Annotated in this window: 7 protein-coding genes; 3 read left to right on the top strand and 4 right to left on the bottom strand. The window is 62.9% G+C overall.

Annotation, left to right across the window (positions count from 1 at the left end; all coding sequences use genetic code 11):
* The 4 genes from AACZ55_RS06815 to AACZ55_RS06800 form a co-directional block, all read right to left on the bottom strand.
* Positions 1–806: glycoside hydrolase family 43 protein (locus AACZ55_RS06815; protein WP_339644503.1), on the bottom strand; the 806-nt coding region annotated here is incomplete at its 3' end.
* Positions 807–877: 71 nt separating this feature from the next.
* On the bottom strand, positions 878–2,185 hold the full coding sequence (gene xylA / locus AACZ55_RS06810; protein WP_339644497.1) for a xylose isomerase: 1,308 nt from the start codon (positions 2,183–2,185) through the stop codon (positions 878–880).
* Complete coding sequence (gene xylB, locus AACZ55_RS06805) at positions 2,182–3,645, bottom strand: xylulokinase (RefSeq protein ID WP_339644495.1); 1,464 nt, start codon at positions 3,643–3,645, stop codon at positions 2,182–2,184. The genes xylA and xylB overlap by 4 nt, the downstream gene beginning before the upstream one ends.
* A gap of 127 nt (positions 3,646–3,772) precedes the next feature.
* Positions 3,773–4,822 carry a LacI family DNA-binding transcriptional regulator gene (locus tag AACZ55_RS06800; RefSeq protein WP_338608351.1) on the bottom strand — a complete coding sequence of 350 codons (1,050 nt, stop codon included), beginning with the start codon at positions 4,820–4,822 and terminating at the stop codon, positions 3,773–3,775.
* 118 nt (positions 4,823–4,940) lie between these two features.
* Between AACZ55_RS06800 and AACZ55_RS06795 the strand changes: the two genes are divergently transcribed.
* From AACZ55_RS06795 to AACZ55_RS06785, 3 genes are all read left to right on the top strand, one after another.
* Positions 4,941–5,783 (top strand): GNAT family N-acyltransferase, encoded by an 843-nt coding sequence (locus AACZ55_RS06795; RefSeq protein ID WP_339644491.1) that lies wholly within the window; start codon positions 4,941–4,943, stop codon positions 5,781–5,783.
* 81 nt (positions 5,784–5,864) lie between these two features.
* Positions 5,865–8,570 carry a DNA mismatch repair protein MutS gene (gene mutS / locus AACZ55_RS06790; protein ID WP_339644488.1) on the top strand — a complete coding sequence of 902 codons (2,706 nt, stop codon included), beginning with the start codon at positions 5,865–5,867 and terminating at the stop codon, positions 8,568–8,570.
* Positions 8,530–11,340 (top strand): [protein-PII] uridylyltransferase, encoded by a 2,811-nt coding sequence (locus tag AACZ55_RS06785; protein WP_339644485.1) that lies wholly within the window; start codon positions 8,530–8,532, stop codon positions 11,338–11,340. Before mutS ends, AACZ55_RS06785 begins: the two co-directional genes overlap by 41 nt.
* Positions 11,341–11,410: the final 70 nt, after the last annotated feature.

Raw genomic sequence — 11,410 nt, 5'->3', positions numbered from 1 at the left:
GTCGTCGGCCGCCCGGTCAGATGCACGAGATAGGTCTGGCCATCGGGGGTTTCCACGATATCCCCATGCCCGGCCCGCTGCAGCGGATTGAGCGGATTGTCCTTGGCCGTCACCAGATACATGTCGGGATGCAGCTCATATGGCCCGTCGATATTGCGTGACCGCGCCAGTGTAGCCGCATGCTCGTATCCGGTCCCGCCCTCGGCGGTCAGAAGATAGTACCAGCCATCGCGCTTATAGAGATGCGGCCCCTCGACCAGCTTGAGCGGCGAGCCCTTGAAGATGTTTTTCCGCTCCCCGACCAATCTGCCGGCCACCGGATCGAACTCCTGAAGCGCAATCCCCGCAAACCGGTGATATCCCTCCCGATGGTCCCACAGCATGTTGACGAACCACTTTTTCCCGTCATCGTCGTGAAACAGCGACGGGTCGAACCCCGACGAATTGACATAGATCGGCTCCGACCACGGCCCGGTGATCTCGTCGGCCGTAACGATGTAATTATGCGCGTCCTTGAAATTGCCGTCCTTGCGTTTGACGTCGGTATAGACCAGCCAGAATTTTTCCCCATTATGGGTAAGGCATGGCGCCCAGATGCCGCAGCTGTCGGGGTTCCCCCGCATGTCGAGCTGGCTCTTGCGGGTGAGTGGCCGGGTCAGAAGCGCCCAGTTCGCAAGGTCTTTGGAGTGATGGATCTGCACCCCGGGAAACCACTCGAAGGTCGAGGTGGCGATGTAATAATCCTCCCCGACGCGGCAGATCGAGGGATCGGGATTGAACCCCGGCAGAATCGGGTTTTGGCGAATGGGCATTGGGTCTCCTCCCAGAGCGAAGAAAAAAGGTCCACCGACGCGATGCGCGGCGGACCCGAATGCGCTTAAACGAACCGGTTGATCAAATTCTCCAGATATTCCTGGCGCCCCGATTTGGGCTGCGGATTGATCCCCTCGGCTTCAACCCGCGCGGCGATATCGGAAAGGCTTCGCTCGCCTTTAAACATCGCCTGCGCCTCGGCGCCGCCCCACCCGGCATAACGATCGGCGAGAAACGCATCATAGGTCCCGTCCTCGATGATCGCCGCCGCGGCTTTCAGCCCCCTCGCACAGGTGTCCATGCCTCCGATATGGCCGTGCAAAAGGTCCTCGGGATCGATCGATTGGCGCCGTAGCTTCGCGTCGAAATTGGTGCCCCCGGTGGTAAATCCACCGGCCTTGAGGATGTGGTAATAGGCAAGCGCCACTTCGGGCACGTTGTTGGGAAACTGGTCTGTGTCCCACCCCGACTGCATGTCGTTGCGGTTCATGTCGATCGAGCCGAAAATCCCGTGCGCCGCCGCCATGGCCACTTCATGCTCGAAGGTGTGCCCGGCCAGAATGGCATGCCCCACTTCGATATTGACCTTCACCTCGTTTTCCAGCCCGTATTTCTTGAGAAAGCCGTAAACCGTCGAGACGTCGTAATCGTACTGGTGCTTTGTCGGCTCCTGCGGCTTGGGCTCGATCAGGATGGCGCCCGAAAACCCGATCTTGTGCTTGTAATCGACCACCATCGAGAGCATGCGCCCCATCTGGTCCATTTCCTGGCCCAGATTGGTGTTCAATAGGGTTTCATACCCCTCGCGCCCGCCCCACAGCACATAGTTCTCGCCGCCCAACCGCTGGGTCACATCCATATTGGCCTTGATGGTCGCCGCAGCATAGGCGAACACGTCCGGATCGGGATTGGTCGCCGCGCCGCCCATGAACCGGCGGTTGGAAAACAAATTCGCCGTGCCCCAAAGCAGTTTCACGCCCGTTTCGGCGATCTTGTTCTCAAAGATGTCGGCCAGCGCCTCGAGCCGCTTCTTGCTCTCGGCAAAGCTCTCGCCCTCTGGCCGCACGTCGGCGTCGTGAAAGCAGAAATAGGGCGCCCCCAGCAGGGTGAACAATTCGAACGCCACATCTGCTTTCAGTTTCGCCCCATCCATTCCGCCGTCGAACCAGGGCCGCTCGAAGGTGCGTCCGCCAAACGGGTCGCCACCCTCCCAGGCAAACGAATGCCAATACGCTACGGCAAAGCGTAAATGCTCTTCCATCCGCTTGCCCATGACGATTTCGTCGGGGTTGTAGTGATGGAAGGCCAGCGGATTGTCGCTGTCCGGGCCCTCATACTGAACCTTGCTCAGGCCTTTGAAAAAATCGCTCATAGTGCTCGGGCCTCCTCGATACCCTCGTAAAGCGCGCGAAACCGCGCATATTGGTCGTCATAGGCCGATTTGAGGTCGGCCCTTGGATCGATGGTTTTTTCGATTTTCGGTTTGGTGCAGATGGTCCTGGGGTCGGCCCCGGTCGCTGCGATCAGCCCCAGTCGCGCCGCGCCGAACGCCCCGCCGAAATCCCCGTCCTCGGGCACGGCAATCGCCATGCCCAAATTGGTGGCGATCATTTCGAGCCAGAGATCCGATTTCGACCCCCCGCCCACAGCGATCAGCGTATCGATCTGCGTTCCCGCGTCGGCCAGCACCCGCTGACAGTCGCGCACCGCAAATGCCACGCCTTCCATCACCGCTTGCCCCATGGTCCGGGCATCCGACAGGTGCGACAGCCCGACAAACGAGCCGCGCGCAGCGGCATTGTTGTGCGGCGTGCGCTCGCCGGAGAGATAGGGCAGGAAAATTTCCTCCCCCGGCCCCGAATAAGTCTCGGCAACGGCCTGCGTGACGCCTGCCGCATCCTGACCCACCAGCTTGGCAAACCAGTTGAGGCTATCGGTCGCCGAAAGGAAAACGCCCATCTGGTGCCAGGTGTCGGGAATGGCGTGGCAAAACGCATGCACCGCCCCTTCGGTATTGGGCCGGAATTTGTCGTTGGAGACAAACAGCACCCCCGAGGTGCCCAGCGAGACGAACCCGGTTCCCGGCTCCACAGCGCCGATACCGCAGGCCGAAGCGGCATTGTCGCCGCCGCCACCAGCCACCACCGGCGTTTCGGCAATCCCCCACCGGCGGCAAAGCGCGCCCGAAAGATGGCCCGAAGGCTCGCTCCCTTCCACCAGCGTCGGCATGTGCTCGGTAGTCAGTCCGGTCACCGCCAGCAGATCGTCCGACCAGCCGCGATACTCCACATCGAGCCACAGCGTGCCCGAGGCGTCCGACATGTCCGAAACGTAGGTCCCGGTCAAAAGGAACCGCACATAGTCCTTGGGCAACAGCACCTTGGCGATTTTCGCGTAATTGTCCGGTTCGTGCTTTTTGACCCAGAGAATTTTCGGCGCCGTAAAGCCCGGCATGGCAATATTGCCCGCAATCTTGCGCAGCGCCGGCAGCGCTTCTTCCATTTCTGCGCACTCGGCGGCCGAGCGTACGTCGTTCCACAAAATGGCCGGGCGGATCACCTGATTGTCCCTGTCGAGCAGCGTCGCCCCGTGCATCTGCCCGGAAAGCCCGATCCCCCTTATCGCGCTGACCAGATCCGGATAGCGCTCTTTGAGTGCATCGACGGCCTTGAGCACCGCGTCCCACCAATGGGCCGGATCCTGTTCGGAAAATCCGGGTCGGGGCCGCGAAACGCTCAAGGGCGCACTGGCTTCGCCCAGCGCGCTGCCCTCACCATCGATCAGCACCGCCTTGACGCCGGACGTCCCGATATCGAGTCCGAGATAGGTCATGCCGCCTCCGTTGCCTGATATGAGGTGCGTACCTCAAATTCTGTCATCAAAAGTCTCCTCCGTTCAAGGATCCAGAGTTTGGAGATTGAGGTCAGGGCTGGGTGAAAACGATTCAGCCAGCCATCACCTAAATCCCCGCCTCCTGGCGAACATTGTCCCGCACCAGAACCCTGATTTCCAATTGTGTCTGCGGTGGGGCCGCGTCCGCTCCCAGCACCAGGCGCCGTGCTGTGGCGCAAACGGCACGAATTTCGTCTTCCGGGCTCTGGTCCAGAATAACGTCGATGGCGCCGGTTTCCAGCCCGGCCCGTGTCGGCCCGGTCAGTTCGTGTCCGATCACCCGCACTTTTCCAGCAAGGCCACGTTCGCTCAGGCCCATCAAAAGCCCGGCATTGCCGGCACCAGCATTATAGATCCCGGCAAGTTCGGGATGCGCGTCGAACAGCGTCAGGCTCTTTTCATAGGTCGCCGTGAATTCGTCCTGCCCTTCGATCGGTCCCACCAGGTCCAGCCCCGGAAATTCGGCTGTCATGATTTCGGAAAATCCTCCGATCCGCTCGGCATGATCGATCAGTTCAAGCGACCCCGCCACCAGCCCGATCATGCCCCCCTGCGGCACGAACCGCCCCATCAGCGATCCCGCGATCCGTCCTGCCGCCCGGTTGTCGATTCCCACGAACCCGTGCCGGGCCGAGCCGGGCAGGTCCGAGACCAGCGCGATCACCTTGATCCCTCGCCCCACGGCTCGCGCCACCGCGGCGTGGATTTCGGGCTTGTCGATGGCCACGATCACCGCGCAATCGGCCTCCTCGGCACCAATGCCATCGAGCGCCGCGACCAGCGCCCTTGTGTCCATGGCCCTGATCCGCAAGAGATCGAGCCGCAACCGCTCGGCCCGCATCTGGGCGCCAACGCTTTCCACTGCATCGGCCAGCTTGCCGAAAAACTGGTTGGTGCCTTCCGGCACAATGATTTTGAGAACGATGTCGCGGGCCCGCGCCAGCATCGAGGCGGTCAAATCGCGCCGAAACCCGATTTCGGCAATGGCGGCCTCCACCTTCTCGATCGTCCCCTTGCGCACGCCGGGTCGGCCGTTGAGCACACGGTCCACCGTCGCCAGCGACACGCCCGCCGCCCGCGCCAGATCATGCACCGTCACGCGCCCATTGCTTTCCAAAACGCATCCTCCTCCCGTGAGGTACGTAACTCATGCCCGTTCTCGATGGCCGCGTCAAGATTGGCTTTTGCGGCCCGGCGCAATTCCCTCAGGTGCTCAACTCCGATACAAAAGCGCCATGATCGAAACCGCTCCTTTCCCCGCTGCCGCTCCGCTCGCCGCCCCGCTCGCCCGCCTGGGTCAGTTTGCCGTGCGCCTGGCCCGGACCGACGCTGAGCGCTTCGCCGCCTACCGGCTGCGTTACGAAGTGTTCCACCGCGAGCGCGGCGTGAACGCCCCGTGGATGGACCACGCCAATCATATCGAAGCCGATGCCTTCGATCCCCATTGCGACCACATCATCGTCATCGATACCGCCGCCCGCGCCCTGGGCGAAACCCCGCCCATCGTCGGGACCTACCGCGTCATGACCAGCCCGGCTCCCGGCCTTGGCTGGTACGCCGACGGCGAATTCGCCCTTGGCCCGCTCCTTGCCCGCCATCCCGGCCAGCGCTTTTGCGAGGTCGGTCGCTCCTGCGTTGCTCCCGCCTATCGCTCCATGCGCACCATCGATGCGCTCTGGTGCGGGCTCTGGTCTTATGCCTGCCTTAATGGCATCGACGCCTATTTCGGCGCGGCGAGTTTTCCCGGCACCGATCCCCGCGCCCATGCCCCGGCCCTCTCCCACCTTTATCACACGGCCCGCGCGCCCTTCGATTGGCAAGCGCCAGCCCGCGCCGGGCACGCCATCCCCATGGACATGCTCCCGGGTGCAATGACCGACCGCCACGCCGCCCTGCGCGCCATGCCGCCCCTTGTGCGCGGCTATCTGCGGGTCAATGCGGTGTTTTCCAGCCACGCCTTTGTGGACGAAAAATTTGGCACGACAGATGTCTTTGTCCTCGCCCGTTTCGCCGCTGCCCCCATGGCCTATCGCAAACGCGTCGAACGGGTTACCGGGCGTGTTCATCCCAGGCTGTGATCGGCGGTTGGAATCGCCAAAATTCTGGCTTAGCGTGCCCCACCGCTTAAGAGCCCTGTCCCCGGAATTTTAGACCGCTTCATGACGCAAACCGAGCCACAGGCCGATTATGCTGCGCCCCCGACCACGGCCATGACGCCCATGATGGCCCAGTTCTTTGAGATCAAGGGCGTCAATCCGGGCTATCTGCTGTTCTATCGCATGGGCGATTTTTACGAGCTGTTCTTTGACGACGCCGAAATCGCTTCCGCCGCTCTTGGCATTACGCTCACCAAGCGCGGCAAGCATCTGGGTGAGGATATCCCCATGTGCGGCGTGCCCATTCACGCCGCCCAGGACTATCTCAAAAAGCTTATTGCGCTCGGCCACAAGGTCGCCGTCTGCGAACAAATCGAAGATCCCGCCGAAGCCAAAAAGCGCGGGTCCAAATCGGTCGTCAAACGCGACGTCGTCCGGCTCGTCACCCCCGGTACGCTGACCGAGGACGATCTGCTGCCCGCCCGGGGCAACAATTTCCTTTTGTCCCTCGCCCGGCTCGGCTCGGACGGTGAGGGCTACGCCATGGCCTGGTCCGACATTTCCACCGGCGAATTGCTTGTCGCCGATCTCGACAAGGAGTCCCTTGCCGACGAGATCGCCCGCATCGATCCGGCAGAGTTGATCCTGTCCGACCGTCTCGCCGATCAATTGGCCGAACAGCGCGCCCTCTCGTCCGACCGGCTGGCCAACGCCACCCGCCGCCCGCACGAAAGCTTTGAATCCGAAGCCGCGTCCCGCCTTTTGCGCGAAACCTTCGACAATGCCATTGATCCCACGGCGTTTTCCCGCACGGCCCGCGCCGCGCTCGGCGCGCTCATCGCCTATGTGGCCGAAACGCAAAAAGGGGCCGGTGTCCCCCTGCGCCAGCCGCGCCTCGAAGCGCCCACCGATCACATGCAGATCGATGCAGCCACCCGCTCGTCGCTCGAACTGCTCGTGACCCAGCGCGGCGATGTGCGTGGCGCCTTGCGGGCAAGCGTCGATATGACGGTGACCGGCGCCGGCGCACGGCTCTTTGCCGCCCGCCTCGCCGCTCCCCTCAACAATCCGGCTTCCATAAACACCCGCCTCGACGCCATCGACACATTGATCGCCAATGCGATGGAAACCGACGCCATCCGCAAGGGCCTGCGCGCCGCCCCCGACATCGCTCGCTCCCTCACCCGGCTGACTCTCGAACGCGGTGGCCCGCGCGATCTGGGCGCCATCGGCTGCGGCATCATCCAGGCTCGCGCGCTGGGCCATCTGCTGGCCGGCCTCTCCGACCCCGGCGACGAACTTGCCGCCATCGCACAAACCCTTGGCCGGGCTCCCCAAATCCTCGCCGACGAGTTCGCAAAAGCCCTTGTCGACGAACCGCCCCTCATGGCCCGCGACGGCGGCTTCGTCGCCTCGGGCTATGATGGCGAACTCGACACCCAGCGCCGCCTCGGGTCCGAAAGCCGCAAGGTGGTGGCAGAGCTTCAGGCCGCGCTCGTCGAAAAGACCGGCGTGCGCGCGCTCAAGATCAAGCACAACAACGTGCTGGGCTTTTTCGTCGAAGTTCCCACCTCCCACGGGTCGCGCCTGCTCGAAGACAGCGTCTTCATCCACCGCCAGACCCTCGCCAATGCCATGCGGTTCACCACGACCGATCTGGCCGAGCTTGAAGGCAAGATCGCCCGCGCCCAGGGAATTGCCGTCGAAATCGAGCTTTCCATCTTTGCCCGCCTGCGCGAAGCCGCCCTCGCCCAAAGCCGCGATCTTATGGCGGCCGCCGATGCCATGGCCGAACTCGACGTTGCCGCAGCGCTTGCCAATCTCGCTGCCCAGCGCAATTGGTGCCGCCCGCAGGTCGATGCCTCCCTCGCCTTTAAAATCGAGGGCGGTCGCCACCCCGTCGTCGAAAAGACCCTCGAAGCGGAAGGGAAAACCTTCGTCGCCAACGACGCCGATCTCTCGGCCCCCGGGCCCGATGAAGCCGGCCAGCTCTGGCTGGTCACCGGTCCCAATATGGGCGGTAAATCGACCTTCCTGCGCCAGAACGCCCTGATCGCCATTCTCGCGCAGATGGGCTCATACGTTCCGGCCACCTCTGCCCATATCGGCGTGGTCGACAGGGTCTTCTCCCGCGTCGGGGCGTCCGACGACATCGCCCAGGGCCGCTCGACCTTCATGGTCGAAATGGTCGAAACCGCCGCTATTTTAAACCGGGCTACCCGCCACTCCCTCGTCATCCTCGATGAGATCGGCCGTGGCACCGCCACTTTCGATGGTCTGTCCATCGCCTGGGCCTGCGTTGAAACCCTGCATGAAACCACAGGCTGCCGGGCGATCTTCGCCACCCACTATCACGAGCTCACGGCCCTTTCGGCGACGCTGTCGCGTGTCTCCAACCACACAATGAGCGTCAAGGAATACAAGGGCGACGTGGTGTTCCTCCACGAAGTCACCCAGGGTGCCGCCGATCGCTCCTACGGCATTCAGGTTGCAAAGCTGGCCGGGCTCCCCGCACCGGTCATCACCCGCGCCCGTCAGGTGCTCGATCTGCTCGAAGCGCGCGGCCAGTCCAATCCGGGCTCGGCCCTTGCGGATTTGCCGCTCTTTGCCCATATGCCGGCTCCTGCTGACAAAGCCGTGCCTCAACCTCGTGCTAACCCGGTTACCGATATGATAGAGACCGTGCGCCCCGACGATCTCTCCCCCCGGGCCGCGCTCGAATGGATTTATGAACTCAAAAAGGCTGCCCATGCCGACGGCGACCATTGAACCGATTGCGCGCAAGAAAGCCGGACTTCCCAGTGCCGAAGCGCTGATCGCTGCCGTGCGCCGCGAAATCGGCGATGCCGCGCCCGACAGCCAGACCGCCCGCGCCGCTTTGCTCGCGGCCCTGCGTCAGGGCCTCAAGGACGCCCGCATCGCCGCCGAGGCCGAACTCGTCGCCAACCGACGCGGCACCCGCTGCGCCCAGATGCTCGCCGCCGCCCAGGACGAACTCATCGCCGCCGCTCACCTCTGGGCCACCCGCTACGTTTATCCGCGCGAAAACCCCTCCGGCGCCGAATCCCTCGCCATCGCCGCGGTGGGTGGTTATGGCCGCGGCACGCTGGCCCCCGGCTCCGATATCGATCTCTTGTTCATCCTGCCCTACAAGCAAACCCCCTGGGGCGAAAGCGTGACCGAATACGTGCTCTATATGCTCTGGGATCTGGGCCAGAAGGTCGGCCACGCCGTCCGCTCGGTCGATGATTCCATCCGCATGGCGCGCTCGGACATGACGGTCAGGACCGCAACGCTCGAAAGCCGCTTTCTGGTCGGCGACGATACGCTGTTCAACCAGATGCGCGAGCGCTTCGAAACCGAGATCGTCGAAAAGACCGGCCCCGAATTCATCGCGGCGAAAATGGCCGAGCGCGACGCCCGCCACGACGCCCAGGGCAACACCCGCTACGTGGTCGAGCCCAACGTCAAGGACGGCAAGGGCGGGCTGCGCGATCTCAATACCCTCTATTGGATCGGCAAATATTTCTACCGCGTCCAGACCTATCCCGAACTGATCGAGAAAGGCGTGTTCTCGAAAACCGAATATCGCGCCTTCCAGCGCGCCGAGGATTTCCTCTGGGCCGTGCGCTGCAATCTGCACTTCCTCGTCGGTCGCGCCGATGACCGGCTGACCTTCGAGATCCAGCAGGAAATGGCCGAACGCATGGGCTATCACGACCGCGCCGGCATGCTCGGGGTCGAGCGCTTCATGAAGCGCTATTTCCTCGTCGCCAAGGATGTGGGCGATCTCACCCGCATTTTCTGCACCTCGCTCGAGTTCGCCCACGCCAAAAAGGTCGATGCCTTCGGCCGCGTGTTCGGCAATTTCCGCAAGGCGCGCCGCCAGATCCGGGGCGAACCCGATTTCGTCCTCGAACACGGCCGCATCACCGTCGCCGATGACGAAGTGTTCGAAAGAGACCCGGTCAATATCGTCAAGATCTTCTGGGTGGCTGGCCGCGAGGGCGTGATGTTCCACCCCGACGCGCTCAAGCTTTTGACCCGCTCCATGCGCCTGATCGACAAGAAATTGCGAGCCGACGAGCGGGTCAACGCTTATTTCCTCGAAATTCTCACCAGCCCCAAATCGGTCGAGCGCATCCTGCGCCGCATGAACGAGTCCGGCGTTCTGGGAAAGCTGGTCCCCGAATTCGGCAAGATCGTCGCTCTGATGCAGTTCAACATGTATCACCACTATACGGTGGACGAGCATCTCATCCGCGCCGTCGGCGTCATGGCCGACATCGCCAATGGCGGGCTGAAAAACGAGCTACCCCTCACCCACGAGCTGTTGCCCCATCTCTCCGATGTGCGCCTGCTCTATGTGGCCCTGTTCCTCCACGATATCGCCAAGGGCCGCCCCGAGGATCATTCCGAGGCCGGCGAAGCCATCGCCCGCAAATTCTGTCCGCGCCTGGGGCTTTCGGCGGCCGAAACCGATACCGTGGCCTGGCTGGTGCGCTACCATCTGCTCATGAGCGAGATTTCCCAGTCCCGCGACATTCAGGACCCCGACACGGCGCGCAATTTCGCCCAGATCGTGCAAAGCCCCCAGCGCCTGGCGCTCCTGATGATTCTCACCGCCTGCGACATCCGCGCGGTGGGCCCGGGCACATGGACGGGCTGGAAGGGCTCGCTCCTGCGTGCCCTCTATTACGCCACCGAACCGCTGCTCTCGGGCGGCCATTCCCAGGTGTCCCAGCGCGACCGGATCATCGAGGCCCAGGACGCTTTGCGCGTCGGGCTGACCGATTGGACCCCCAGCCGGCTCGATGCCTATATCGAGCGCCAGTTCCCCAATTACTGGCTGCGCGCCGAACCCGAACTGCAACTGGCCCATGCGCGCATGATCGATGCGGCGGAAGCCAAAAATTCGAGCTTTGCCGGCTTCACGTCCATCAAGGCGTTCGAAGGCATCACAGAGGTGACCTTCTACACCCCCGATCACCCGCGCCTTCTCTCGCTGATCGCCGGAGCCTGCACCACCGCCGATGCCTCGATCATCGGCGCGCAGATCTTCAACACCAAGGATGGCTACGCGCTCGATACCTTCCGCCTGCGCCGCGCTTTCACCTCCGATGAAGACGAAAAGATCAGGGCCTCGCGCATCACCGACATGGTCAAGGCCTTGCTCGAAGGCCGCAAATACCTCCCCGCCGACCTTGGCGTCGATTCGCGTTACAACCGGCGTCTCAAGCCCTTTTCGGTCCCCACCGAGATCTTCATCTCCAATGCGCTTTCGGACAAGTTCACCGTCATCGAGATTTCCGGCCTCGACCGCACCGGCCTGCTCTATCACCTGACCCGCGCGCTCTCCGATCTCAACCTCACCATAGGCTCGGCCCATATCGGCACCTATGGCGAAAAGGCGGTCGACGTTTTCTACGTCACCGATCTGACGGGCGGAAAGATCACCTCAAAGGTTCGCCAGAAACGCATCCACGAAGCCCTCGAAGCGGTCTTCGCCCCCGCCCGCCGCGAAAAGGCTTCAGCGTGAGCACTCCATTCTGGTCGGTGGGGGCTTCAGTTCAATGTCGTCGGTCGGCCCCCTTTGCCACTATGGGGTT

This window comes from uncultured Pelagibacterium sp. (genome assembly GCF_963972885.1).
Classification (GTDB): Bacteria; Pseudomonadota; Alphaproteobacteria; order Rhizobiales; family Devosiaceae; genus Pelagibacterium; species Pelagibacterium nitratireducens.
The sequence above is the reverse complement of the archived record's forward strand: the minus strand, read 5'-3'. Positions and strand labels throughout refer to the sequence as shown.